Source organism: Vibrio satsumensis, assembly GCF_050337435.1.
In the GTDB taxonomy this organism is placed as follows: Bacteria; Pseudomonadota; Gammaproteobacteria; order Enterobacterales; family Vibrionaceae; genus Vibrio; species Vibrio satsumensis.
This window is the reverse complement of the sequence record NZ_JAKJSX010000007.1, coordinates 364,730-391,147: the sequence shown is the minus strand read 5'-3', so window position 1 is coordinate 391,147 and position 26,418 is coordinate 364,730. Positions and strand designations below refer to the sequence as shown.

Here is a 26,418-nt window from a genome sequence, read left to right as displayed (position 1 = left end):
ATACCAAGAGTTGCATCGGCAGTATGATGTATCTTGCTCAATGACTGATGGCTATGACTGTTATCAGAATGCGTTGGCAGAGAGGATCAACGGAATATTGAAGATGGAGTATCTGTTGAATAAACCGAATGATTTAGATGAAGCAAAGAAAATGGTCGCTGAATCAGTAAAAATCTATAATGAATATAGGCCTCACACAGCTCTAAAATACAAAACGCCCGATGAAATACATCGAGCGTTTTAGTCAATCAAGTGTCAACCCATATCAGGACGGGTCACTAAATCAATCAACTAGCACTTACTTCCGCTAATTATCATCATTTTGCTTTGCATCTTTTTCATTGTTAAATATACTGTACAAATATACAGGTATTTAATTATGCATGAACTAATAAAAAACTTACAAGACCGCCAGCTAATCTGGAAAGGGCTACAATCAACAACGCAAGGAACTACCACTTCGACAGGCTATCCGCAATTGGATAAACAGCTTGATGGCGGCTTCCTGACGCACGGCGTTATTGAAGTTGAATCACAACAAGGGATTGGCGAACTGCGCCTGCTTACCCCCTATTTAGCTCAGCAAAACTCACAGAAGCTGGCCATATTCATTAACCCGCCAGGGAAGATCTGTGCCGAGTTTTTTAGCAGCCAAGGGATTGAGCTCGATAACATCTTGGTGATCGAGCCTCAACGCGACCTCGATGCATTATGGGCAGCCGAGCAATGCCTCAAGAGTGGTGCTTGTCATTCTGTATTGTTATGGGGAGCCGATCTCGAAATCCACCAAACCAAACGCCTACAAGCCGCAAGTGAAACGGGCAAGTGCCTGCAATTTCACTTTAAAGCCACTAGACATAATCAATTATCCCTGCCCGTTTCTTTAAGCATGAAGCTCTCTTCTCACGCGCAGGGGTTAAAGGTTGAAGTGACAAAAAGAAAAGGCAGTTGGTCGTATGGCAGCTTTATTCTCGATATGACCCACAATTGGCCGTTACTGACAGAAAAAGTCATCAGCATCGACAGTTCACATCACAATCTGTCAGATAATACTGTGTTGGCCTTCCCTATTGCGAAGCAAGGTTAGCGCATGCTGTGGCTTTATCTGCACTTTCCATCTCTGCAGTTGGATACCTTATTTAACTCTAATGAATTGGGTTCGAACGAAGAAGCACACGAGCAACCTATTATCATCGTGGATGAAAAAGATCACCGTGTGCTGCAAGCTAACCAAGCTGCTATGCAATCGGGAATTTCACTTGGTATGGGGCTAGGGTCTGCGGCGGCGCTTTGCCATAACTTACACGTCCACCCTTACAGTATTGAGCTAGAAAAAAGCAAGCTCAAAGAGATCGCTCAATGGGCGTATTTGGTCACTTCTGACATGGCGTTATTGCCACCCAATGGTTTGTTGATTAAAGCTTCTAATATGCTGTCACTTTACGATGGGCTAGATAACTACTGGCATGAACTCAAAAGTCATTTAGAAACGCTCAATATCCAGTTCAGCTTCGCGACGGGTTACTCGCCACTTTCTGCGATCCTTTTGGGCAAGCAATCCATCAACCAAGTCACTAATAATGTTGAGCAAATGAAAGCATGGGTTAATCAACAAGCATTAAGTTCCAGCGAGCTGCCAACTAAGCAAGTGGAGCGTCTGAACCGCGTCGGCATTAACTTAGTGGATGACCTATTGAAACTGCCTTTGCAAGATGTCGCACGTCGCTTTGATATCGATTTGGTGAATTATGTTGGTCGCCTTAACGGACAGTTCAAGCACCCGATTGATTTCTATCATCCACCGGAGAATTTTCAGCAATATCTCGAGCTATTGTTTGATATTGAAAACATCCTATTTATCGAAAAGCCGCTGCTGAAATTGTTGAATCAACTGGAATGCTTTTTGAAGCTACGTGACCGAGTAGCGTTTGAATTAACGCTGATTCTGCATCTTAGGGATAAAGACGATCATCCTGTCTCTTTCTATTCGGCACAAGGTGATTACCTTGCTGAAAAATGGGCAAGCCTTACCCATCTAACTTTAGAGTCACTAAAGCTCACAGCACCGGTTCAAGGGCTGACTCTCTCTTTGATTCGTCATGGAGAACCGCAAGTCGCCTACCATGATCTTTTCGATGGCAATACAGGAACACTTGCCGCGTTAGATTTGATCTCATTACTGCGAGCTAAATTAGGGCAAGCCTGCATTCAAACACCGAAAATACAGCACGACCCAAGACCAGAGAAGGCCAACCAATATTTACTACCGACACTGGGGAATACGGTAAAAAAGGGACAAATTTCCCAAGATATCGCGCAACAAACTATGACAGCTTCCAACATCAACCAACAGCAACTCAGGCCCAGTATTTTACTACCAGAGCCCGAAGCCTTAACCGAAAGCGTCACCTTATCTCAGGGCCCTGAGCGTATTGTTTCTGGGTGGTGGGATGGCGAAAAAATCATTCGTGACTACTTTATTGCTCACAGTGAAAACGGTCGATGGCTATGGGTCTTTAGAACGCCAGATAAACAGTGGTTTTTGCACGGCTTATTTAGCTAGTCAGCAAGACAATTTAGTTAAGTCACCCGTTCCACGTACTCTATTTCAACATCCCTTTTCAATCATGTTTACTCGCAATGATTAAGTGAGATTACGTTATGTCTCAGCAATACTCAGAGCTTTTCTGCCAAAGTAATTACTCCTTTCTTGAGGGAGCTTCACACGCGGAAGAGCTGGTTTTACAGGCCGACTTTTTACGTTACAAAGCACTCGCTGTTACTGATGAGTGCTCGGTCGCGGGCATCGTGAAAGTCCACTCTGCAATCAAGCAACATAAACTGTCGCTCAAGCAAATTGTCGGGAGCATGTTTTGGTTAAATGAAGAATGCCAAGTGGTTTTACTATGCCCAAATAGACAAGCCTATGCCGAGCTGTGCCGCATTATTACCAACGCGAGACGTCGTAGCAGCAAAGGGCATTATCAGCTCTCTGAGTGGGATATTATGTCGGCTAAGCACTGCTTCATCCTGTGGCTACCTCAGCAAAAAAATGAAGACGCGCATTGGGGACAATGGCTTTCTCAACATCATTCCGGTCGGTTGTGGATTGGCTTACAACGACACCTCAAACAGACCGACCAACAATACACGGATTACTGCGTTGAGCTGTCACAGCATCACCACCTGCCGATTACAGCTTGTGGTGGCGTGTTAATGCACAATGCTAATCGCTTGCCCTTACAGCACTCACTCACCGCGATTAAATATCAAAAACCAGTGACCGAAGTTGGCGGTCACTTACTGGCGAATGCCGAGCGCTGTTTGCGAAGCATCAATAAGCTCTCTCATATCTTCAAAGCGGAGTGGCTAGAAGAGAGCAACCGAATTTCTGAACTGTGCGAATTTGACTTAGGTAGTCTACGTTACGAATACCCAAGTGAGTTGATTCCTCAGGGTGAGACGCCCATGAGCTATCTACGTATGTTGGTTGAAAAAGGAAAACAGGCTCGCTTTCCACAAGGTGTCCCTAATGACATTCAACAAATCATCGATAAGGAGCTGGGGCTGATTGGTGAGCTCGACTACCCTTTCTTTTTTCTCACCATCCACGACATCGTGATGTTTGCCAAAAACCAAGGTATTCTTTACCAAGGTCGAGGTTCAGCGGCCAATTCCGTGGTCTGTTATTGCTTAGAAATCACCTCTGTCGACCCAAGACAAATCTCGGTACTGTTTGAGCGTTTTATCAGTAAAGAGCGCGATGAGCCGCCTGATATTGATGTCGATTTTGAGCATGAACGCCGAGAAGAGGTTATTCAATATATCTACCAAAAGTACGGTAGAGAACGTGCTGCACTGGCTGCAACGGTCATTTCTTATCGCTTTAAAAGTGCAGTAAGAGATGTCGGTAAAGCATTAGGGCTACAAGAAACTCAGCTCGATTACTTCATCAAAAACACCAATCGCAGAGACAAAAGCTTAGGTTGGCAGGCTCAGTTAACTCAATTAGGACTACAACCTGATTCTTTGAAGGGGCAACAATTTATCCATTTGGTCAATGAGATCATCGGCTTTCCACGCCACCTATCTCAACACGTCGGTGGCTTTGTCATATCCTCAGGACCTCTGTATGAACTGGTTCCCGTCGAGAATGCCGCGATGCACGACCGAACCATTATTCAATGGGATAAGGATGATCTAGAAACCTTAGGCTTGCTGAAAGTTGATGTGCTCGCGCTTGGTATGCTCTCTGCAATTCGTAAATGTTTCGACCTGATCAAACGTATTCATGGGCGATCACTGACAATTGCGGAGATCACTCGCCTTAAGGACGATCCTCAGGTTTATGGCATGATTCAGCGAGCAGACACGGTCGGGATATTCCAAATTGAGTCACGTGCACAAATGAGCATGCTACCAAGGCTTAGGCCAAAGGCTTATTACGACTTGGTGATTCAAATCGCTATCGTACGCCCTGGTCCTATTCAGGGCGATATGGTTCATCCGTTTCTCAAGCGTCGAGATGGCATTGAGCCAATCAGTTATCCATCTAAAGATGTGGAGTCGGTACTGTCGCGCACCTTAGGTGTTCCTATCTTCCAAGAGCAAGTGATCAAACTCGCGATGGTAGCTGCAGGATTTACTGGTGGTGAAGCAGATCAACTCAGACGAGCGATGGCCGCTTGGAAGAAAAATGGCAACGTATTTAAGTTCAAAACCAAACTCATCGAAGGCATGCAAAAGCGCGGTTATGAGACAGAGTTTGCTGAGCAGATCTTTAAACAGATATGCGGCTTTGGCGAGTACGGTTTTCCTGAAAGCCACTCGGCTTCATTTGCGGTATTAGCTTATTGCTCTGCTTGGCTGAAATGTTACTACCCAGAGTGTTTCTACGCTTCTTTGCTCAATAGCCAACCCATGGGCTTTTATAGCCCATCACAATTGGTACAAGACGCACAACGACATAATGTGGTGATACTTCCAGTCTGTGTGAACGCCTCACAAGACAATCATATAGTCGTTGAACATCAGAATGGTTTAGCGATTCGCTTAGGGCTGCGACAAATCAAAGGATTCAGCGAGCATGGAATTCAAAGCGTGCTCGCCAATCGCCCACAATCCGGTTATCGCCACCCTAGTCAGGTAAAACAGTTATCGATGAATAAGAAAGATATCGAGCTACTGGCATCGGCCAATGCGCTACATAACGTCTCGGGAGACCGCTTCCAGACTCGCTGGGCGATCATGGACTCGGCGTCAGATCTACCTCTGTTTAGCCAAATCTATGACGATGCTGAGGATAGACATGACGAACATGTACTGCACAAGCCTAATGAGATGCAAGATCTACTCGAAGACTTCACCAGTGTCGGAATTTCATTGAACAAGCACCCAATCACTTTGCTCGAGGAAGCGGGGCGATTAGGTCGATTCACACATATGAAAGATTTAATACAACAAAGACACAAATCTATGGTCACCGTTGTCGGATTAGTCACAGGCAAACAATCTCCCGGAACCGCGGCAGGTGTCACCTTTGTCACGCTGGAGGATAGCACTGGCAATATTAATGTCGTGGTATGGGGAGCAACCGCGCGCGCTCAACAGCAAGCTTATCTGACAGCCAAGGCGTTAAAGGTACAAGGGATATTAGAAAAAGAAGGAGAAGTCGTGCATGTTATTGCGGGGAAACTTATCGATATTACCGGTGAAATTGTTGGCTTGAAAACCAAATCTCGGGATTTTCATTAGCGAAGTACCAACTGTTCTCAATAGGTCACTGGCTAAAGGAGGAACGAGAGAAAGAGCAACGAAAAAGGGAAGCATCCGCTTCCCTTCGATTCCAATTGTTGAGTTATGACTCAACTTCAGCTTCCGTACGTCTTTTCTTAAATTCCCTATACAGTAATAAGCTCAAAGTCATGACAACTTTAGACGTTAACCATATCATTAAGAGGAACTACCTTAGATTGTGTGTGAAAAGTTACGCTAGTAGTTGAGCATATTTCGTTAAGAAAAATATGCTGCGTGAATATTAGCAAACGTTTTCTATAAGGTCACTCAAAACAAACCGTACAACAGCATTAATTATAAAATCTGACGCATTCGCTCTTGAGTCACTTCAACCAAGAGGTCCGGCTGGAACTTGGAAATAAAGCGGTTACACCCTACTTTCTCAACCATAGCTTCATTAAAACTTCCACTTAATGAAGTATTTAGCGTAATAAACAGGTCATGCATTCTAGGGTCAGTACGTACTTCGTGTGTCAGCTTATAGCCGTCCATTTCAGGCATTTCAGCATCGGTGATCATCAGCAATATTTCTTGATTGATGTCTTTGCCTTCATCACACCAGCCCTTAAGTAAGGTCAGTGCTTCTAAGCCATCACAACACTCAATAATGTTCAAACCCAACTGCGACAAGGTACCTTTGATTTGGTTACGCGCTGTTGAAGAGTCATCAACGATAAGCACATTACGTCCTATCATCTCCTGAGCTAATTGTTCGTCTAAAACGCCTTCAGAGATCGAGACATCGTAATCAATGATCTCAGCCAACACTTTCTCAACATCGATGATCTCAACAATTTTGTGCTGCTCTTCTTCTTGAATATGCGTGATAGCGGTTAGGTAGTTTGCACGGCCTGTTGTCTTTGGCGGCGGTTGAATTTCTGTCCATGTCGTGTTCACGATATTACGAACTTGTCCAACCAAGAAACCTTGTACGGTTCGGTTGTATTCCGTAATAATTAGGTTGCTCTCTTGAGATTCCGCACGAGATGGCGGAAAGCCAATCGCGCTGCGCAAATCAATAACAGGCACCGATTCACCACGTAAAGAAGCCACACCCGTAATATGATGGTGAGAGCCAGGTAAGCGAGTGAGCACTGGCACTTTTAGGACTTCTTTCACTTTAAATACGTTAATCGCAAATAGTTGACGACTGTTTAAGCTGAATAATAAGAGCTCCAGACGATTTTCACCGACCAGTTTGGTTCTCTGATCAACCGAATTTAAAACGCCAGACATACAACACCTTAGTGACAAATAATAACTGTGGCTACAATAGCCTACTTCAATAGGTTAAAGCAAAGCGCCAATGCACAGAATGCTTAAACTAAGTACAACAAATGATGTTATACAAAGCTTAAGTACATGGAAAGGTTCAGGGTAAGGCTACAAGACGAGAAAAGAGGTTAACCTTCAATAACTTTCATTAACAGTTGGCCATCGTATAAGGCCTGCTTGATGAGCGCAGCACCTGGCATGGTTGCCTGCTTATAAAAACGAGATTCCACCAGCTCTAAGTCTTTATGGTAAACCGATAGACTCTGCTCTTCGATGCACTTTTGAATCGCCGGGTATAACACGCTCTTCGCCTGATTGATAACACCACCCACCAAAATTTTCTCTGGGTTGAATAAGTTAATCACAATCGCAATCGCAGAGCCTAAGTAACGGCCTAGCTGTTCAATCACTTCGACAGCCAATGGATCCCCATCAGCAGCAGCCGCGCAGATCTGTTCAATTGTGACATCTTCAAACACAGTAAGCGTTGATTCTTCACCATTTGCCAGTCGCTCTTTGACTTGCTCACGGATCGCTTGAGAACTCGCGACCGTTTCTAAGCAACCTCGGTTACCACAATGACAAAGCTTGCCTTCTTTATCGATCTGAATATGACCCAACTCACCGATGTTACCGTGACGCCCTTGCAGAACGCGACCATCAAGAATGATCCCGGCACCTAAACCGTGGTGAATCGAGATAAGAACAGAGTTGTCGTTATCTTGTGAGTTACCAAACAGCTTCTCTGCTAATGCCCATGCTCGGGTATCATTGGCAATAAAAACTGGTAGGCCGGTTTCTTTGTAGATCTCCGGCCCCAACGCCAAGTTTTCAACGTTGTAGTGCGGCATCTGCAGCACAATACCTTGCTCTGAATTCACCAGACCTGGCAGCGTGATAGCGATACTCGTCACCCTGTCGAGTTGCTCAGCATAGGTTTGGAAGAACTCATCGATTTCATGGAGAAGACGCGCAAGCACATCATCTTGATCGCGTTCATGGATATCAATTTTGGTATCGATAAGCACGTCACCGCCCAATTCATGGAGCGCGATCGTCAAGTATCCGCGACCAAGACGCATCGACAGAAACTGCCAACCTTCGTTATTGGTTTGCAGACCGACAGCAGGACGCCCACGAGTCGTGGCTTCTTGAACCGTCGTTTCGTGAATCAGGTGAGCTTCAATGAGTTCACGGGTAATTTTAGTAATACTCGCCGGAGCCAACTCACTTTGCTTGGACAAATCGATACGAGAAATAGGACCTTTAAGGTCAATTAGTTTATATACACGACCAGCATTGACCTGTTTGATATGATCAATATGGCCCGGTTGAGCCATGTACATTTTACGCTCCAGAAATCATCAACGAGGTAATTTTTTTACTTTGCGAAGTAATTGTGAAGTCACTTGGTATATCGCCGTGACCAGTATCACGTATATACATGAATCTTTGTGTATCGAGTCAAATAGTTCGAGGAAAATTAACACCCACATCGATAATTTACGACTTAATTTTCAGAATAAAACATCGCGTTTGAGCCCTGAATTCAATAATTAGAGGCAAATCAAGAAATATCCCCCTAGCTCCCAATAAATTATCAATTAATGCATATACTTAATTCAGTCTTTTAAAAGATTACTTGGCCTCACTCTAGGAGTATTCATGACAGCCGAATTAAGAAAAACGAAAATCGTCACAACGCTAGGCCCTTCTACTGATAAAGGTAACGTGCTTGAAGAGATCATCAAAGCCGGTGCCAATATCGTCCGTATGAACTTCTCTCATGGCACCAGCGAAGACCATATCCAACGTGCAGAAAATGTCCGAGCGATAGCCAAAAGACTCGGCACTCAAATCGCCATTCTCGGGGACTTACAGGGTCCCAAGATTCGAGTGTCGACATTCAAAGAAGGTAAGATCCAACTTGCTGTCGGTGATCTATTTACTCTCGACAGTAGCTTAGGTTTAGGTGAAGGCAACCAACAAGCGGTTGGCCTTGATTATAAAGAGCTGCCTAACGACGTATCCTCCGGCGATATCCTGTTGCTTGACGATGGTCGTGTTCAACTGAAAGTAACCAAAGTGGAAGGCTGCCGTGTTCACACCGAAGTTATCATTGGTGGCCCACTCTCAAATAACAAAGGCATCAATAAAAAAGGCGGTGGCCTTTCAGCAGAAGCGCTAACAGAAAAAGACAAGCGCGACATCGTCACCGCAGCACAAATCAAAGTGGATTACCTCGCCGTATCTTTCCCTCGCAATGGCGAAGACATGCACTACGCTCGTCAGCTTGCACGAGAAGCTGGCTTAGAAGCTCACCTCGTCGCAAAAGTGGAACGAGCAGAGACAGTCGCCACTGTTGAGAATATGGATGACATCATAATGGCCTCAGATGTGGTCATGGTGGCTCGTGGTGACCTCGGAGTAGAAATTGGAGACCCAGAGTTGGTCGGTGTACAAAAACAGCTTATACGCCGTGCTAGAGCGCTTAACCGAACGGTGATCACCGCGACTCAAATGATGGAATCAATGATTTCTGCGCCAATGCCAACCCGTGCCGAAGTCATGGACGTTGCCAATGCGGTACTCGATGGCACCGACGCAGTGATGCTTTCAGGTGAAACCGCTGCGGGTGATTACCCAGTCGAAACCGTAAAATCAATGGCAGAAGTCTGTATTGGTGCTGAGAAGATGGCGGGGGTTAACCAATCTAATTACCGTATTGACCGCACCTTCGTTACCGCAGAAGAAACTGTTTCTATGGCGACCATCTACTCAGCAAACCATATGGAAGGCATTAAAGGAGTAGTCACTCTAACTGAATCAGGCCGTACTGCACTGATGATGTCTCGTCTAAGTGCTGACATGCCTATATACGCGCTGTCTCGTAACGAAGGAACACTTAATCGCTGCACCTTGTACCGAGGTGTGACACCTATCTACTTCGAGACAGAAGCCAAAGACAGTTTTGACATTGCCCTATCTACGCTCACCTGCCTAAAAGAGCAAGAGCATCTTAAGTTTGGCGATCTCGTTATCGTCACTCAAGGCGACATTATGGATGTGGCGGGATCAACCAACTGTATGAGAATCTTGCCTGTCACCTAATGTTTGCCCGTAAGGCAAAACGATTTGCCTAATCTCAAGGCAAAAAAGGGTTATTGAACCAAGTTCAATAACCCTTTTTCATTTCAGAACACTGAATCATTAACGATATAAGAGCTAACAGCATGCTAACTCATCAACTTCAAGAATTACTTGCCAGCAGCAATGGTTGCTAACTGTGGAATGTGTGAATTGCGAGCGTTTTCCGTTGATGTGTAGGTTTCTACAAATCGGTAACCGGCTTCTAAGCCCAATTCGTAATCGTGTAACAGATCCTCTTTATCACTCATTAGTGAACTCGATTTCAGCGGCTGACTTGGTGCTATCTGCACTACAAACGCATCATCCGGTGGAGAATTCAAAAAGTCTTGTGTCAGTGAGTAGGTTTGGTAATGCACCATCAGCATGTCAGCCAAGCCTGAATCAAACTTATCACCGATTAAATGACTTAAGCGATAGATATCATCCGCACCAAATAACCATCGGCCACCATTAAGCAGATCCAAATGCCCGCGGTCACGCTTTTGCTCTTTTGAGCGCATAATTTGTTGTTGGAAGAAAGAGGTCCAGTCGGTTTTCCACTGCTCCACTTTCTGTTGCCAGTGGCCTTGAACACTGTCGAAAGATTCACGAAACCATTCCAGCTCTTCGGCGGATATCGGTTTAGGTGCTTTTATTGAAGGTTTATTCACCTGAGAGCCCGCTAAATGTCCATCCCCTTCCTCTACCACGGGCTCAGTACGAATCACGACAATAGAACGAGCTTGTCTGCGCCATGCTTCTTGAACCGGTATACATGCTGATACACCACCGTCCACATAAGCACTGTCACCAATGAAAATTTCGTCATTGTACAAACGAGGAATGGCGCAGGTCGCAATCATCACTTTGTACCAGTCGTCGCCCAATAATGGGAAGTAGTGATCTCGTAAATCTTTAGAGTCCGTCACTGCCGCATAAAAATGGCGATCGCCTAACGTTTGTCGTCCCAAATCCAGATCGAGCTTATAGGGATAAGCCATAATTTGCTCTAAAGCCCATTCGAGGCCTAGATTCTTTCGGTGTCGTATATAAGAAAAAAGATTGAAGAATTCTGGTGAGGTAGTGAGGTCGAGAACAAAAGAACGCCCAAGGCCTTTATCACGGCACAGATAAGCGCATAAGTTGAGGGCACCTGCTGAGGTACCAAAAAATTCGTCGAAGGGGTCAAAATTAGAAAGAAGAAAGGCATCCAGCACTCCCGAAGTAAAAATACTTCTCTGTCCGCCACCTTGAGCGACCAGTGCTGTTTTTCCAGCAATAAACTTAGCGTAATAGTCCAAGTCTATTGCTGTATCAATATTGGTTATAATCCCACTATTCATTATTCCCTGAGCACAAAAACTCAGCCTCGCAATAAATGGTATTAGCTACCAATCGCAATAAAGCCAAATGAAAGAATGATTGTGTAGATAAACGCTGTTATTTGTAGAGCATTTTTCAGATTATGGTCCATAGACACCTCTGGCTTATTATTAATTTGTCGAGTCTCTATTTAAGTACTATCAGGTGTGTGAAGTATCTTCAAGAATCGTTGAAATTAGTCGCACAATATTGATGTAACCATCACAATTAGTAAGTGTATGGACAAGGATATACTCATGAATAACAAAGCAAATATAATGGCACTGGTTACGCTTCTTTCCATTTCAAGCGCGAATGCTTCGCCGGAGATCATCATTACTCCGATGGTGGGTTATACCGGCGGTGGCAGTGTCGAAGACCAGGATGGAAAAACTTATGACATGAAAGGCTCTGAAAACTACACTTTTGCAATTGAAACGCCACTTGAAAAAGGACGCATCGGCTTTTTCTATTCCAATCAGAGCTCTGAGTTAGAAACACTCAACTTAAGTTCCTCCATCCAATACCTGCACTTTCAAAGCAGTATCTACTACCCTGCTTCTCCTGTATTGTCCGGCTATCTAGGGCTAGGTCTTGGGGCGTCTTACGTTGATGTTGACTGGGCGAAAGACAAGTATGGATTCTCCACCTCTATCTTTGGTGGTTTAGAATACAAATTTAGTGACCGCTTAGCTTTAAATACTCAAATACGCTGGCTAGGTACGGTTGTCGATAACGACACATCCGGTGTTTGTAGCGTGCCAAGCACTGGGCAAGACTGCATTATCCGCTTTGATACCGATTGGATGAACCAATTCCAGGCCAATATCGGACTCAGTTTTACTTTCTAAGTCAACGCCTGTTCTCAAGCGAAATGAGTTAGAAGAAAATCTGGATGTCTGATTTAACGACAAAGCCAGCTAAATGCTGGCTTTGTCATTATAAAAACGTTTTTTGGTTCGAGTTAGAACTTGTATGTAATACCCAGAGCACCGCCTACTTGCAACTCAACCCCTTTGTACATGTCGAGCTCAGGGTGAACTTGCGCGTAAGCATTCCAACCTTCATAGAAGTTCACCTTCACACCTAACGGCAAGCGTAAACCAAAGTCATCATTCCATTCAGCCCAAGCACCAGCGCCGACGTACCAGCTCAACGGAGCTTCAGTCTCGAACTGACCGCGCTTCCAGATGTAGTCAAATGCAGCACCATCATTGCCAATCGTAGCACGGTATTTCTGATCAAATTCCACAACGACACTCAGGTCTTGGTCAATGGCGAGTCCAACTTCCAAAGCTGGAGCTTCAGAAGCGTGGGCAAAAGAGGCTCCACTGCAGCACATAAGGCCGATCAAGTAACGATGTTTCATAATATTCTCAGACTGTGTTTAAAAAACGGTAGTTTACTGGAATAACAGCTAAAGGTGTCATCGCTAGGTAAAAGATAAAAGATATGAAAAATTTGAGAACGAACATCAGCGCATCGAGCCGAACGGTAACTCTCTGAGTTAAAAAAGATTAAAGACAGGAAAGTCTTTCATAAAGCAGAAAACAAAAAAGGAGGCCTTTCGGCCTCCTTTCAATTTATTGAATCAGAGAATTAACCGTTGTTACGGATCCACTCATCCATGTCTGTCTTAAGGTTGTCAGACTTAGTACCGAAGATAGCTTGTACGCCACCAGCAACAACAACAACACCTGCAGCGCCTAGTTTCTTCAGTTTGTCTTGGTCAACAAGAGCTGTATCAGCTACAGCAACACGTAGACGAGTAATACAAGCGTCAAGACCAGTGATGTTCGCTTTGCCGCCGAATGCAGCAACTAGCTCACCAGCAAGTTCAGAACCAGTCGCAACTGACTCTTCTTCAGTCTCGTCTTCACGGCCTGGAGTTTTAAGGTCTAGAGCTTTAATCACAGTGCGGAATACGATGTAGTAAATTGCAGCGTAAGCAATACCACATACAACCATTAGGCCCATCTTAGACGCATTGCCAGATAGAACTAGGAAGTCGATTAGACCGTGTGAGAAAGATGTACCGTGTACAAAACCTAGAGTGTTCGCAAGAACGTATGCAGAACCAGCTAGTAGAGCGTGGATTGCGTACAGTACTGGAGCAACGAATAGGAAAGAGAATTCGATTGGTTCAGTGATACCCGTTAGGAATGAAGTCAACGCAGCAGAAGCCATGATGCCCATTACTTTAGCGCGGTTTTCAGGCTTAGCTGAGTGTGCAATCGCGATTGCAGCAGCAGGTAGGCCGAACATCTTGAACATGTAACCACCAGCTAGCTGACCGAAGCCATTGCCCGCTGCACGAGATGCGTCATCAGCAACTAGGTAACAAGTAAGAACACCATTTTGAGTTTCACCAGCAGCGTTTACACAAGTACCAGCTTCAAAGAAGAAAGGTACGTTCCAAACGTGGTGAAGACCAAATGGAATTAGAGAACGCTCAACGATACCGTAGATACCAAACGCCACTTGTGGGTTTTGGTGAGCAGCCCAATCAGAGAACGCAGAGATAGCGCCGCCAACTGGTGGCCATACTACAGATAGTAGGATTGCTAGACCAATCGCAGAGAAACCTGTGATAATTGGCACTGCACGCTTACCAGCGAAGAAGCCAAGGTACTCTGGTAGTTGAATACGGAAGAAACGGTTGAATGCCCAAGCAGCAACACCACCGACTAGGATACCACCTAGTACACCAGTATCGATTTTATCAACGCCCATTACACCAGCCATTACGCCAAGTGTAGCAGTCATGATGCCGTAACCAACGATAGCAGCTAGACCAGCCACACCATCGTTGTTAGTAAAGCCAAGTGCAACACCTACTGCGAACAGTAGTGCCATTTGACCGAATACTGAACCACCAGCTTGTTCCATTAGGTTTGAAACGATTTCTGGAATGAAAGGAAGATCTGCTGCACCGACACCTAGCAAAATACCCGCAACTGGTAAAACTGATACTGGAAGCATCAGAGACTTACCAACTTTCTGCAGGCTAGCAAAAAGGTTCTTAAACATGTTTATGCTCCTGATAAAGATAAAATAATTATATGGGTTCTAACGGCACACCCCCGTAGCCTATATGTTAGCACCCAGTGAAAATGTAACCATGTATTGCATTATATTTTCTGCCGCTAAATATATATTGATGGGGAACTAACTTTCTAGTCACTTACGAAATTTAGTTTCAAAACACGTCTTGGATCACATGTCAAATCTAGAAATGCAATGCTTTACAATTATTTAATTCATTGAAAATAAAGGGCATTTTCAATGAGACCTATTATTTTACTGGGTAAATAAAATAGGAGCTAATGTTATTTTTAGTAACAAAATTACAAATGTTATAAATAGCCATCTCAAGTTCAACATAATTAGTAAACATTAAAAAAAAAAGCATTTTTGGTGATCAAAAACACAAAAAGGGAGCTTTCGCTCCCTTTTATTTGTTTACTTCGTTTTTTATCGCAAAAAAAGTTTTTGATAATTTTTGGTTGTTTGTTCAGCAACCTCTTTCATTGACAAGCCTTTCAATTGTGCAATATAGGCTGCAACTTCTACAACATATGCAGGCTGATTCTGCTTACCACGATATGGAATTGGCGCCAAATATGGAGAATCTGTCTCGATCAATAGCCTATCGAGAGGAAGCTTCCTAACAACTTCTTTGAGTTCTGTTGCTTGTTTGAAGGTCACGATACCTGAAATTGAGATATAAAAACCTAGCTCCATTGCCGCTTCAGCGAACGCTTGATCTTCAGTAAAGCAGTGAATCACGCCACCACACTTCTCAGCTCCGCCATCACGTAAAATAGCCAATGTGTCTTCACGTGCGTTACGAGTATGGATGATCAAAGGTTTATTAAGCTCAACGGCCAATTCAACATGCTGCTTAAATCGTAGCTGTTGTAGCTCCGCAGTCTCTGGTTGGTAGTGATAATCTAAACCTGTCTCACCAATCGCTACAACCTTGGGATTGCTCACGTACTCACGCATTGTCTCTAGGCAGAAATCACTTTCAACATCGAGAGGATGAACGCCACAGGAGGCTTTGACGTTATCAAACGGCGAGATCATCTCGAGCATGTTTTCAAACGAATCTAGTGTCACACCGACAGAAAGCAATTGGTCTACATTGGCAGCCTTCGCCTTGTTAACCACATCTTCTACGCTGGTGTGTAAATCTTGGTAATCCAGTTTGTCTAAGTGACAGTGGGAATCTACGAACATGTTTCCTCGCAAGTGGCTATTAGCCAATTCATTATGAGTAGCTCCGTATTGAGCCCAGGGTGTTGCTTTAACTGCTCAATCAATATCAGCAGTTTATTCGATGCTGCATAAGCACTTTGGTAAGACATCACCTCACACAGTGCTTTTGCACTCGGAGTGATAGCCTGATTCGCCAAACCAAAATGCAGCTTCTGTACATCCGACAATAAATGCCAAAGCCAGCCAAGTTGAATTAAAGGGTCTTTGCTAAGCTCTGTAGAGAACTTTAGCATGTCAGGTTGAGTGCCTTTTATCACATTCACAAAGCCATCGAGCGCTTTTGTTGATGCTTCAACGCCACCTTGCTCAAACATCGCTTTTGCTTTTAAAGGCGCGTTGTCATTGAGTGCTAAAATATACTGCGGTACCGCTTTGCCCACTTCCCCATCTAACCACGCCGAACCTGCCTCTAACTGCGGGCTAACCACGTTGAATTGCTGACAACGGCTGATAATAGTCGGCATTAAGCGATTACTGTTGCGAGTAGACAGAATGAAAATACACTTGCTTGATGGCTCTTCCAGAGTTTTCAGTAGTGCATTGGAAGCCGATTCGTTCATTGCTTCAGCAGGGTTAAGCAAGATAACGCGCAAACCACCTAACTGAGAAGACTCTTGAGCCCAGCGGTTGCTGGCACGCACTTGATCAACTGTGATCGACTTACCTTCTTTCTCTGGTGAGATCACATGAAAATCAGGATGACTGCCCGACTTCATTAATTCACAGCTGTGGCAAAACCCGCACGACTCGCTTTCATAATTCGTACACATCAATGCGTCGGTAAGTTGGTTAATCAACGCATCAACGCCGAGCCCTTGCGGCGCATTAACAATCACAGAGTTAGGAAAACGCTCCGCATCGAGACTTTTTTTCCACTCACTCCATACCGGTGTGAGCCAAGAATACACTTCAGCCATGACTACCTACTGTTTGTCGAGCCAAGCAGTTAGCGCAACTTTAATATCAGTGGCTACTTGCTCAATTTCTTGCTGCGCATTAATCACAAGTACAGAATCATCTTGTTCTGCAATTTCTAAATAGCGCTCACGCGTGCGGTCGAAAAATGAGATGTCCATTTTTTCAATTCTATCAAGCTCACCACGGCCTCTAGCACGCTCTAGCCCTACTCTAGGGTCTAGGTCCAAATATAGCGTTAGATCGGGCTTAAAGCCGCCTAGCGTGGTTGCTTTCAGTGATTCCATTGTCGTGCGTGCAATCTGACGACCACCACCTTGGTAAGCCTGTGAAGACATATCATGACGATCACCCAAGACCCATTTACCACTGTCGAGTGCGGGCTTGATGACGTTCTCTACTAATTGAACACGTGCTGCGTACATCAGCAGCAATTCAGTCATGTCTTGAAGCTTCTCGCCTTCGTGCTCTTCTTTAACCAATGAGCGCATCTTTTCAGCTAAGACTGTACCACCCGGCTCGCGAGTATTAACAATATCCTCGACACCCGACGCTTTTAATGTCTCAACGATGGCATTGATTGCTGTGCTTTTGCCAGCGCCTTCAAGGCCTTCAACCACGATAAATTTCGACTGATTCATAATTATTTCTTTATCTGTTTTTTCTTAATTGCTTTAAGTAAGCTCGCACTGCACGGTTATGCTCAGTCAAACTCTTTGAAAATACGTGACCACCTGTTCCACTCGCAACGAAATACAAGTAGTTGCTCTTCTCTGGATTCAACGCCGCGTTGATAGAAGCTTTGCCTGCCATAGCGATAGGTGTCGGTGGCAAGCCACTCATTGTATAGGTGTTGTATGGCGTTGGCGTACGTAAGTCTTTCTTACGGATATTGCCATCGTAGCTCTCACCCATTCCATAGATAACCGTAGGATCAGTTTGCAAACGCATACGCTTGTTCAGACGGTTAACGAACACAGAAGAGACACGCTCACGTTCTGACGCAACAGCGGTCTCTTTCTCAATGATAGATGCAAGAATTAACGCTTCGTATGGCGATTTAAGAGGCAGTTTATCCGCTCGATTTTCCCACTCTTCATTCACCACGTTCATTAGGTCTCGATGCGCCCGCTTCAACAAATCTAAATCAGTGGTGCCGTAGGTATAGTGATACGTTTCTGCTAAGAAAAGGCCTTCTAACTTTTCGTTTTCAATACCCAACTTTTCAGCAATCTCTTTTTCAGAGACGCCATCCAACGTCTGTTGAATGAATTCGTTGTCTTTTAGCTGGACAAGCCATTCGTCAAAACGACTGCCTTCAACAAAGGTAATGGTAAACTGGTGCTCTTTCCCTTCTACAAGCACCTGTAGCGCTTGCTCTAAGGTTAAACCCGGTTCAAGCAGGAAAGTTCCCGCTTTTACGTCTACAAGCTCAGGATGTAACTTACGGATTAATTTCTCGTAAGGAGAAGCCTCAAAAAGCCCCTCGTTAATCAACTGGGCTAGAACGCGGTTAAAGCTGCTACCTGAAGCAACAGTCACGACTTGTGGTTTTTCTAATTGAATAACTTGTTTCAAGTTATCTTGTGCTTGGTTGTAAACATAAAAACCAGCAGCACCGGCTGCGATTAAGCACAAGATAATAAAAATAAATAACTTTTTGATCACGAGTTTAGTTGTCCTTGAAGGCTACGAGTAACGGTTCCAATGTTAAATTGGGTATCACTAATACGGGTAACTGGGGCAACCCCTAAAATGGAGTTGGTCATGAAAACCTCATCAGCTTGCATGAGTTGAGATAAGCAGTAGTCACTAATTGTAACGGAAAGTTCAGCTTGATTCAGCGCGGTTAACACTTGCTTACGCATAACCCCTGCTACACCACTTTGAGTGAGTTGAGGTGTGTATATCGCCTGACCTTTGCGCCAAAACAGATTGGCCATGGTGGTTTCAATCACATTACCCGAAATATCAAGCACCACACCATCCACTTCATTAGCTTGATCCATTTCATCTTTCATCAAAATCTGCTCAAGACGATTATTGTGCTTATGGCCAGCAAGTAGTGGGCTCAAACCTAACGCTTGATGGCAGATACCGAGTTCAACACCGGAGCCTTGCCACGCTGAATAATGACTTGGGTAATCAAAGGTACTGATGGTGATTGTCGGCTTGGCGATATTCTTGGTACTGTAGCCACGCCCACCCGCTCCACGGCTAACGTGCAGCTTGATCCCTGCTTTTTCATTATGAGGCTTGTTTGTCTTGTGGAGGTTCTTTGTTTCATGAAGACCGTTGTGTTGGATATGTTGAAGTGCACTATCGAGCCAAAGACCAACTACATCCCAATCAAGAGCGGAAATACGTAGCGCTTTAAGGCATTCGTCGACACGGTGCTGATGATCATGAAAATGTTGTATCTCACCATCACTCACAAGCATTGTTGTAAAGCAGCCGTCTCCGTACTGAAACGAGCGGTCCAAGATATCGATAGTTTGCTGGCTTTCTCCATCAACCCAAAACATGTTTTTCCCCATAAAAAGAAACGGCTCAATGCTAAAGCATCAAGCCGTTTAAAAACAAGTCTAATTGTGACTATCTACGAGTGTTTACGTCTTTAATAAGATGATTAAATCTTTTTGAAGATCAAACAGCCGTTTGTACCACCGAAACCGAATGAGTTACATGCAGCATATTCCATGTTGCTAACTTCACGCGCAGTGTGAGGTACTAAGTCAATATCTAAGCCTTCTTCAGGGTCATCTAGGTTGATTGTTGGTGGAACAATTTGGTCAACCAGAGACATTGCCGTGATGATAGCTTCAGCAGAACCAGCAGCACCTAGAAGGTGACCTGTCATTGATTTCGTAGAAGAAACCAATACTTGCTTGCTGCCTGCTTCGCCAAGAGCACGCTTGATGCCCTTAACTTCCGCTACGTCACCAGCAGGAGTCGAAGTACCGTGTGCGTTTACATAACCGATTTGTTCACCAGTAATGCCAGCATCACGCATAGCAGCTTCCATTGCTAGTGCACCACCTGAGCCATCTTCACTTGGAGATGTCATGTGGTAAGCGTCACCCGACATACCGAAGCCAACTAGCTCACAGTAAATCTTAGCGCCACGAGCTTTCGCATGTTCGTACTCTTCAAGAACCATCATGCCTGCACCGTCACCAAGAACGAAGCCGTCACGGCCTTTGTCCCATGGACGAGAAGCTTTTTGAGGCTCATCGTTACGAGTAGACAGTGCTTTAGCCGCACCAAAACCACCCATACCTAGTGGCGTTGATGCTTTTTCAGCACCACCCGCTAGCATTGCGTCAGCATCGCCGTATGCAATCATACGAGCCGCGTGACCAATGTTATGTAGGCCAGTCGTACATGCAGTAGAAATCGCGATGTTTGGACCGCGTAGACCACGCATGATAGACATGTGACCAGCAATCATATTCACGATCGTCGACGGTACGAAGAACGGGCTGATCTTACGAGGACCTTTTTCAGTTAGAGCTTGGTGACCGGCTTCGATCAAACCAAGACCACCAATACCAGAACCGATAGCAACACCCACACGTGGAGCGTTTTCTTCAGTAATAGTTAGGGCTGAATCATCTAAAGCTTGAATACCTGCTGCGACGCCGTACTGGATGAACAAGTCCATCTTACGAGCATCTTTTTTAGTCATATACTCTTCGCAGTTAAAGTCTTTAACTAGACCTGCAAAACGAGTTGAGAAATTGGTTGCATCAAAGTGCTCGATATTAACGATACCACTTTGACCAGCTAGCAGGGCTTTCCAAGAAGATTCTACAGTGTTGCCTACCGGTGACAACATACCCATGCCAGTGACAACTACACGACGCTTGGACACGATTTTACACTCCGGGGATTGAGGTGATTTAAGATGAGGATAGATGAGTTAGATAAAACACAGGCGGTCGAGGTGACCGCCTGGGAGAGATTATTACTGAGCGCTAGTTACGTAATCGATAGCTGCTTGAACAGTAGTAATTTTCTCAGCTTCTTCATCTGGGATTTCAGTGTCGAATTCTTCTTCTAGAGCCATTACTAGCTCAACTGTGTCTAGAGAATCTGCACCTAGGTCATCAACGAAAGAAGCTTCGTTTTTAACTTCAGCTTCGTCTACACCTAGCTGTTCAACAATGATTTTCTTTACGCGTTCTTCGAGGTTGCTCATTTTTTCTTTTCCTTTACAGAGTTCGCTTTATGCGATGTTTTCCGTAGTTTATTCAATCTATTGAAAGTTGCAAGGTCAACTTTTCTGGTCAAACCACAATTTTCACGATTTTAACCGAAATTACGTATGATCTTGACTTAAATCATGCACAAATGTTGCACATAATTTACACCATGTACATACCGCCATTGACGTGAAGTGTTTCACCTGTGATATAAGCTGCCGCAGGTGACGCCAAAAATACCACAGCTTCAGCGATTTCGCGAGGGTCACCTAGTCGACCTGCTGGTACATTCGCCAAAGTTGCTGCACGTTGGTCATCATTTAGCGCTTTAGTCATGTCAGTTTCGATGAAACCAGGAGCTACAGTGTTCACTGTAACGCCACGAGACGCAACTTCACGAGCCATTGATTTAGTAAAACCAATTACGCCTGCTTTTGCAGCTGCGTAGTTAGCTTGACCAGCGTTACCCATAGTACCTACTACAGAACCAACGTTTACGATACGACCTTGACGCTTCTTCATCATGCCACGCAATACAGCTTTAGACATGCGGAAGATAGGCGTTAGGTTAGTATCGATGATGTCATTCCACTCGTCGTCTTTCATACGCATAAGTAGGTTATCACGAGTGATACCTGCGTTGTTAACTAGAATGTCAATCGCACCGAATTCATCGTTGATGGTTTTCAGTGTAGCAGCAATTGAGTCAGTATCAGTTACATTAAGAGCAAGACCTTTACCGTTCTCACCAAGGTACTCGCTAATTGCAGCTGCGCCGCCTTCAGATGTAGCAGTACCGATAACTTTAGCACCACGCTCAACTAAAAGTTCAGCGATTGCACGACCGATGCCACGGCTTGCGCCTGTAACTAGTGCAACTTTGCCTTCTAAATTCATCATAACTTCTCTATTAAGTGGTTATTACTTAGCAGCTTCTAGTGATGCAGTGTCATTAACTGCAGCAGCTGTCATAGTTTTTACGATTCGTTTTGTTAGACCAGTAAGAACTTTACCAGGGCCTAATTCAAGTAGCTTCTCAACACCTTGCTCGTTCATCGCTTGTACACCTTCAGTCCAACGAACTGGGCTGTATAGCTGACGAACAAGTGCGTCTTTAATTTTTGCAGGGTCTGTTTCAGCAATAACATCAACGTTATTGATAACAGGCAGTGCTGGCGTGTTGAACTCTAGAGCTTCTAGAGCCACCGCTAGCTTGTCTGCTGCTGGCTTCATCAGTGCACAGTGAGACGGCACAGAAACAGGTAACGGAAGTGCACGCTTAGCGCCCGCTTCTTTACAAAGTGCACCAGCACGCTCTACTGCCGCTTTGTTACCCGCGATAACAACTTGGCCAGGAGAGTTAAAGTTAACTGGAGACACAACTTCGTCTTGCGCAGCTTCTTCACACGCCTTAGCAATCGCTTCATCGTCTAGACCGATGATTGCGTACATTGCACCAACACCTGCAGGAACCGCTTCTTGCATCAGTTGACCACGTAGTTCAACCAACTTGATCGCTTCTTTAAAGTCGATAACGCCTGCACATACTAGTGCAGAGTATTCGCCTAGGCTGTGACCTGCTAGATTTACAGGTTGCTCTAGGCCAAGTTCTTGCCATACACGCCAAATAGCAACAGACGCTGTTAATAGAGCCGGTTGAGTGCGGAAAGTTTCATTTAGATTTTCTACTGGACCATCTTGAACCAATGCCCATAGATCGTAACCAAGTGCTTCTGAAGCTTCAGCAAATGTCTGTTTAACAACATCATACTGTTCGCCTAGGTCAGCAAGCATACCGATAGCTTGAGAGCCTTGGCCTGGGAATACGATAGCAAACTTGCTCATTGTAATTATCCTTTAAGCAAAGCAAAAAATTGAATAAGGCACATAAGTTATGTGCCTTGTTTGTTGATTATCGCTTGAGGTTAGAATTTAACTAACGCAGAACCCCAAGTGAAGCCGCCACCAAAGGCTTCAAGAAGAAGCGTTTGACCACGTTTAATTCGCCCGTCGCGAACAGCCTCATCGAGTGCTGTTGGCACGGTAGCTGCTGACGTATTACCGTGCTTATCAAGAGTAATAACTACTTGATCAAGCGACATTGTCAGCTTTTTAGCCGTTGCCGAGATAATACGGTAGTTCGCTTGGTGTGGAACTAACCAATCAAGCTCTGACTTATCCATATTATTCGCAGCTAATGTGTCTTTAACTAGCTTAGAAAGCTGAGTTACCGCCACTTTGAATACTTCGTTGCCTGCCATGTGCAGCCATTTGTCAGCATCACCGCCGCGCTCTGGTACTTCTAGGCTTAGAAGCTCACCGTATTTACCATCAGAGTAAATGTGAGTAGACAAAATACCTGGCTCTTCGCTTGCGCCTACAACCACCGCGCCTGCTGCATCACCAAATAAGATGATAGTAGAGCGGTCAGTCGGATCACAGGTTTTTGACAGTGCATCAGCACCAATTACCAAAACGTTCTTACACATGCCAGTCTTGATGTGTTGATCAGCAACAGACAGTGCGTAAACAAAACCAGAACACGCTGCAGCCAAATCAAACGCAGGGCAGCCTTTAATTCCAAGCTTACCTTGTACCTGACATGCCGAAGACGGGAATGTGTGGCTACTGCTGGTTGTCGCAACGATGATTAAATCAATATCTTCTTTGTCGATACCTGCCATTTCAATGGCATTCTCAGCAGCGTAAAACGCCATATCAGCAACGGTTTCGTTTTCCGCTGAAATACGACGCTCTTTAATACCTGTTCTAGCAACAATCCACTCATCGCTAGTCTCTACCATTTTCTCTAAGTCTGCGTTTGTACGCACCTGAGATGGCAAGTAGCTGCCAGTACCTAAAATTTTGCTATACATGAAGACTAATAATGCCTCTCGAGTAAAACCGCTTCCAAACGATCGCTAATGCGGCTGGGGACTTGTCGTTTGACCTCGTGTACTGCCTCACCAATCGCGTTGACGACTGCAGACACATCAGCACTTCCATGACTTTTAATGACAATGCCGCGCAATCCTAACAAACTTGCGCCGTTATACTGGTCGGGGTTCAAGGTTTTTAATTCAGTAAATAGCTCAGAAAACAACATTCTGGCTATCCAACCCTTTATTGTTGAAGCCATCATGCGCGTTTTTAGCTTATCAATAAAGAGCTGAGCCGTACCTTCGCACGTTTTTAAGCAGACATTGCCCACAAAACCATCACATACGACGACATCAGCAGCATCTTGAAGTAATTGATTACCTTCAATATAGCCTATGAAATTCACAGACTGAGTATTCGACAACATTTCAGCGCATCGTTTTACAAGGTCATTGCCTTTAATTTCTTCTGCGCCGATATTCAAGATAGCGACACGTGGCGCGCGACCTAAATGTTGTTCGGCTAATGCACTGCCCATTACGGCAAACTGAAACAGTGAATCTGCGTCACTAGAAACGTTCGCCCCTAAATCAAGCATCCATGTACGGTTGCCAGAAGCAGTAGGCAAAGCTGAAACCAATGCAGGCCTATCAATGCCGGGAAGAAGTTTGAGTCTGAAACGAGATAGCGCCATCAGTGCGCCGGTGTTACCACCACTCACACAAGCATCAGCCTGTGATTCAGCAACCAAATCAATAGCAGCACGCATAGAGCTACCCTGACTGTTACGTAAGGCTAGTGACGGTTTTTCAGAATTGGAAATAACTCGATCACAATGCTGGATACTCAAACGAGAATCAGGCATTCGACCTAATGAAGATAATTGAGATGTGATCGCGGTTCGATCACCTATGAGAATGACTTTTAGCTCTGGGAAATACGACAGTGCCTGCACGGCGGCAGGCACTGTTACACGAGGACCGAAGTCCCCGCCCATTGCATCAAGCGCAACGGTTAGATTTTGCAAAGGTCAACCTTACTTGTTGATAACCTTTTTGCCGCGGTAGAAACCTTCGGCAGTCACGTTGTGACGTAGGTGAGTTTCACCTGAAGTTGCGTCTACAGAAAGTGCAGCTGTAGTTAGTGCATCGTGTGAACGACGCATGCCACGCATTGAACGTGATTTCTTGCTCTTTTGTACGGCCATTGACCCTACTCCTATGTAAATTCTTAAAGATACTTATTAATAAGTTACTTCTTTAAGTTTTTTAAAACATCAAATGGATTCGGCTTTTTATCTTCCTCAATTTCTTCAGGAAGTTCACCAAATACCAAATTATTTGAGTTAACGCTACAGTCCGCATCGTCGTGCATTGCTATTTGTGGCAATCCAAGGATGAACTCGTCTTCAACTAATTGAATCAGGTCTAACTCACCGTACTCGTTCAGATCTACCAAATCGTACTCTTCCGGTGCTTCCTCTTCACTTTTCTCACTGTAAACAGGAGTATAAGTAAATTGGACATCGCACTCATGTGCGAAAACCTCATTACAACGTTGACACTCTAAATCGACTTCGACGTTAGCTTTACCAGAGATAACGACTAATCGTTGTTCATCAAGCCCAAATGACATTGAGACTTGCGCGTCACGTTTTACGCCTTCAGTTGCTTCGGTTAAACGCTTTAAAAGACTGACCTGAATGATACCATTCACATCAAGTCGTTTTTGAGCCGTTCTTGCCGGATCAACTGTACGCGGTATTTTTTCCTTTTGCATAGGGCGCGAATCTTATCTTCCAAATCATGTTTAGTCAAAGGAAATGGCAAAAAAAATGTACTTTCCTACCTTTCCTGTTCAGAGCATTATGAATAGCAGGATAAGTTACGTTATCCTGAACTAAATGCTTACTCGAATTGTAAATTAAAATGAGAAATTACCAACTAGTTTTAGCTTCTACGTCTCCATTTAGGCAAGAGATCCTCAAAAAACTACAGTTAAACTTTGTCACAGCTAAGCCTGACTGCGATGAAACGCCGCTTCCCGAAGAGACACCTCAACAGTTGGTGATGCGCCTTGCTGAGACCAAAGCTAAGTCTTGTGCTGTGGAGCTGCCTAGCTTAGTCATTGGCTCTGATCAGGTTTGTGTGATTGACGGAGAGATCATAGGTAAGCCTCGTACTCGAGAAAAAGCGATCGAGCAATTATCTCGCCAAAGCGGCAAGAGTATTACTTTTTATACCGGGCTTTCGGTTTGGAACAGTGAGGCTAACAAAGCTGACACGCGTCTCGACACCTTCGTAGTGCATTTCCGCGATTTAACAGAGCAACAGATCATTAGTTATGTTGAGAAAGAACAGCCTTATTACTGCGCCGGTAGTTTTATGTGTGAAGGGTTAGGCATCGCGTTGTTTAAACAGATGGAAGGCAAAGACCCAAATACTTTGATCGGTTTACCGCTGATCGATCTAGTCGATATGTTAGAAGTGCAAGGAATGAATGTGCTATAATGGATACTCTCTCTTTTGTTAGAGATTCCCTACTCTCTCCTTCGTCAGTCTAGGGAATCACTCAA

26 protein-coding genes are annotated in these 26,418 nt (G+C 44.6%); 7 read left to right on the top strand and 19 right to left on the bottom strand.

Annotated features, from left to right (window positions below; genetic code table 11):
• The 4 genes from L4C44_RS11030 to L4C44_RS11015 form a co-directional block, all read left to right on the top strand.
• A partial coding sequence (locus tag L4C44_RS11030; protein WP_428805013.1) for an integrase core domain-containing protein occupies nt 1-244 on the top strand: 244 nt, incomplete at its 5' end.
• Between the two features lie 135 nt (nt 245-379).
• A complete protein-coding gene (imuA, locus tag L4C44_RS11025) occupies nt 380-1,087 on the top strand; it encodes a translesion DNA synthesis-associated protein ImuA (protein ID WP_428805012.1) in 708 nt (235 codons plus the stop codon).
• Between the two features lie 3 nt (nt 1,088-1,090).
• Nucleotides 1,091-2,563, top strand: a complete 1,473-nt coding sequence (locus tag L4C44_RS11020) for a Y-family DNA polymerase (RefSeq protein ID WP_428805011.1) — start codon at nt 1,091-1,093, stop codon at nt 2,561-2,563.
• Nucleotides 2,564-2,661: 98 nt separating this feature from the next.
• The gene (locus L4C44_RS11015; protein WP_428805010.1) at nt 2,662-5,754 is read left to right on the top strand and encodes an error-prone DNA polymerase; all 3,093 of its coding nucleotides are present in this window, start codon (nt 2,662-2,664) and stop codon (nt 5,752-5,754) included.
• Nucleotides 5,755-6,090: 336 nt separating this feature from the next.
• On the opposite strand, the gene L4C44_RS11010 is transcribed toward L4C44_RS11015, so the two are convergent.
• Complete coding sequence (locus L4C44_RS11010) at nt 6,091-7,032, bottom strand: chemotaxis protein CheV (protein WP_017062139.1); 942 nt, start codon at nt 7,030-7,032, stop codon at nt 6,091-6,093.
• 167 nt (nt 7,033-7,199) lie between these two features.
• Nucleotides 7,200-8,417: a sugar metabolism global transcriptional regulator Mlc gene (mlc, locus tag L4C44_RS11005; protein WP_048607464.1), complete on the bottom strand. Its 1,218-nt coding sequence runs from the start codon at nt 8,415-8,417 to the stop codon at nt 7,200-7,202.
• A 319-nt stretch (nt 8,418-8,736) separates the two neighbouring features.
• Here mlc and pyk point away from each other — a divergent pair, with 319 nt between their 5' ends.
• Nucleotides 8,737-10,182, top strand: coding sequence for a pyruvate kinase (gene pyk / locus L4C44_RS11000; protein WP_146492213.1), 1,446 nt, complete (start codon nt 8,737-8,739; stop codon nt 10,180-10,182).
• Between the two features lie 146 nt (nt 10,183-10,328).
• On the opposite strand, the gene L4C44_RS10995 is transcribed toward pyk, so the two are convergent.
• Together L4C44_RS10995 and cydH are read right to left on the bottom strand one after the other, a co-directional pair.
• Nucleotides 10,329-11,543 carry a patatin-like phospholipase family protein gene (locus L4C44_RS10995; protein ID WP_146492214.1) on the bottom strand — a complete coding sequence of 405 codons (1,215 nt, stop codon included), beginning with the start codon at nt 11,541-11,543 and terminating at the stop codon, nt 10,329-10,331.
• Between the two features lie 41 nt (nt 11,544-11,584).
• Complete coding sequence (gene cydH, locus L4C44_RS10990) at nt 11,585-11,674, bottom strand: cytochrome bd-I oxidase subunit CydH (protein ID WP_122053551.1); 90 nt, start codon at nt 11,672-11,674, stop codon at nt 11,585-11,587.
• Between the two features lie 145 nt (nt 11,675-11,819).
• On the opposite strand from cydH, the gene L4C44_RS10985 reads away from it, so the two are divergent.
• Complete coding sequence (locus tag L4C44_RS10985; protein ID WP_146492215.1) at nt 11,820-12,413, top strand: porin family protein; 594 nt, start codon at nt 11,820-11,822, stop codon at nt 12,411-12,413.
• Nucleotides 12,414-12,526: 113 nt separating this feature from the next.
• Here the strand turns inward: L4C44_RS10985 and L4C44_RS10980 are convergent, their stop codons facing one another.
• The 15 genes from L4C44_RS10980 to yceD all read right to left on the bottom strand — a co-directional run bounded on the left by L4C44_RS10980 (nt 12,527) and on the right by yceD (nt 25,622).
• Nucleotides 12,527-12,931: a hypothetical protein gene (locus L4C44_RS10980; RefSeq protein WP_146492216.1), complete on the bottom strand. Its 405-nt coding sequence runs from the start codon at nt 12,929-12,931 to the stop codon at nt 12,527-12,529.
• A 230-nt stretch (nt 12,932-13,161) separates the two neighbouring features.
• Nucleotides 13,162-14,592: a PTS glucose transporter subunit IIBC gene (ptsG, locus tag L4C44_RS10975; protein ID WP_017062145.1), complete on the bottom strand. Its 1,431-nt coding sequence runs from the start codon at nt 14,590-14,592 to the stop codon at nt 13,162-13,164.
• Between the two features lie 444 nt (nt 14,593-15,036).
• Nucleotides 15,037-15,804, bottom strand: a complete 768-nt coding sequence (locus tag L4C44_RS10970) for a TatD family hydrolase (RefSeq protein WP_428805009.1) — start codon at nt 15,802-15,804, stop codon at nt 15,037-15,039.
• Nucleotides 15,795-16,760 carry a DNA polymerase III subunit delta' gene (locus tag L4C44_RS10965; RefSeq protein ID WP_146492217.1) on the bottom strand — a complete coding sequence of 322 codons (966 nt, stop codon included), beginning with the start codon at nt 16,758-16,760 and terminating at the stop codon, nt 15,795-15,797. Before L4C44_RS10965 ends, L4C44_RS10970 begins: the two co-directional genes overlap by 10 nt.
• A 6-nt stretch (nt 16,761-16,766) precedes the next feature.
• Nucleotides 16,767-17,399 carry a dTMP kinase gene (gene tmk / locus L4C44_RS10960; protein ID WP_146492218.1) on the bottom strand — a complete coding sequence of 211 codons (633 nt, stop codon included), beginning with the start codon at nt 17,397-17,399 and terminating at the stop codon, nt 16,767-16,769.
• A gap of 10 nt (nt 17,400-17,409) precedes the next feature.
• Complete coding sequence (gene mltG, locus L4C44_RS10955; RefSeq protein ID WP_285953213.1) at nt 17,410-18,426, bottom strand: endolytic transglycosylase MltG; 1,017 nt, start codon at nt 18,424-18,426, stop codon at nt 17,410-17,412.
• Nucleotides 18,423-19,283 (bottom strand): aminodeoxychorismate lyase, encoded by an 861-nt coding sequence (gene pabC / locus L4C44_RS10950; RefSeq protein ID WP_428805008.1) that lies wholly within the window; start codon nt 19,281-19,283, stop codon nt 18,423-18,425. The genes mltG and pabC overlap by 4 nt, the downstream gene beginning before the upstream one ends.
• Before the next feature lie 104 nt (nt 19,284-19,387).
• Nucleotides 19,388-20,632, bottom strand: coding sequence for a beta-ketoacyl-ACP synthase II (gene fabF, locus L4C44_RS10945; protein WP_019821243.1), 1,245 nt, complete (start codon nt 20,630-20,632; stop codon nt 19,388-19,390).
• Nucleotides 20,633-20,725: 93 nt separating this feature from the next.
• Complete coding sequence (gene acpP / locus L4C44_RS10940; protein WP_004737381.1) at nt 20,726-20,959, bottom strand: acyl carrier protein; 234 nt, start codon at nt 20,957-20,959, stop codon at nt 20,726-20,728.
• Nucleotides 20,960-21,125: 166 nt separating this feature from the next.
• Nucleotides 21,126-21,860: a 3-oxoacyl-ACP reductase FabG gene (fabG, locus tag L4C44_RS10935; RefSeq protein ID WP_029235138.1), complete on the bottom strand. Its 735-nt coding sequence runs from the start codon at nt 21,858-21,860 to the stop codon at nt 21,126-21,128.
• Between the two features lie 24 nt (nt 21,861-21,884).
• A complete protein-coding gene (fabD, locus tag L4C44_RS10930; RefSeq protein ID WP_017630537.1) occupies nt 21,885-22,808 on the bottom strand; it encodes an ACP S-malonyltransferase in 924 nt (307 codons plus the stop codon).
• An 80-nt stretch (nt 22,809-22,888) separates the two neighbouring features.
• The gene (locus L4C44_RS10925; protein ID WP_010437276.1) at nt 22,889-23,839 is read right to left on the bottom strand and encodes a beta-ketoacyl-ACP synthase III; all 951 of its coding nucleotides are present in this window, start codon (nt 23,837-23,839) and stop codon (nt 22,889-22,891) included.
• A gap of 5 nt (nt 23,840-23,844) precedes the next feature.
• Nucleotides 23,845-24,870 (bottom strand): phosphate acyltransferase PlsX, encoded by a 1,026-nt coding sequence (gene plsX / locus L4C44_RS10920; RefSeq protein WP_065605496.1) that lies wholly within the window; start codon nt 24,868-24,870, stop codon nt 23,845-23,847.
• Nucleotides 24,871-24,879: 9 nt separating this feature from the next.
• Nucleotides 24,880-25,050, bottom strand: a complete 171-nt coding sequence (gene rpmF / locus L4C44_RS10915) for a 50S ribosomal protein L32 (RefSeq protein ID WP_004737376.1) — start codon at nt 25,048-25,050, stop codon at nt 24,880-24,882.
• Nucleotides 25,051-25,094: 44 nt separating this feature from the next.
• Nucleotides 25,095-25,622 (bottom strand): 23S rRNA accumulation protein YceD, encoded by a 528-nt coding sequence (gene yceD, locus L4C44_RS10910; RefSeq protein ID WP_428805007.1) that lies wholly within the window; start codon nt 25,620-25,622, stop codon nt 25,095-25,097.
• 149 nt (nt 25,623-25,771) lie between these two features.
• Between yceD and L4C44_RS10905 the strand changes: the two genes are divergently transcribed.
• A complete protein-coding gene (locus L4C44_RS10905) occupies nt 25,772-26,353 on the top strand; it encodes a Maf family protein (RefSeq protein WP_428805006.1) in 582 nt (193 codons plus the stop codon).
• The last annotated feature ends 65 nt before the right edge of the window (nt 26,354-26,418 follow it).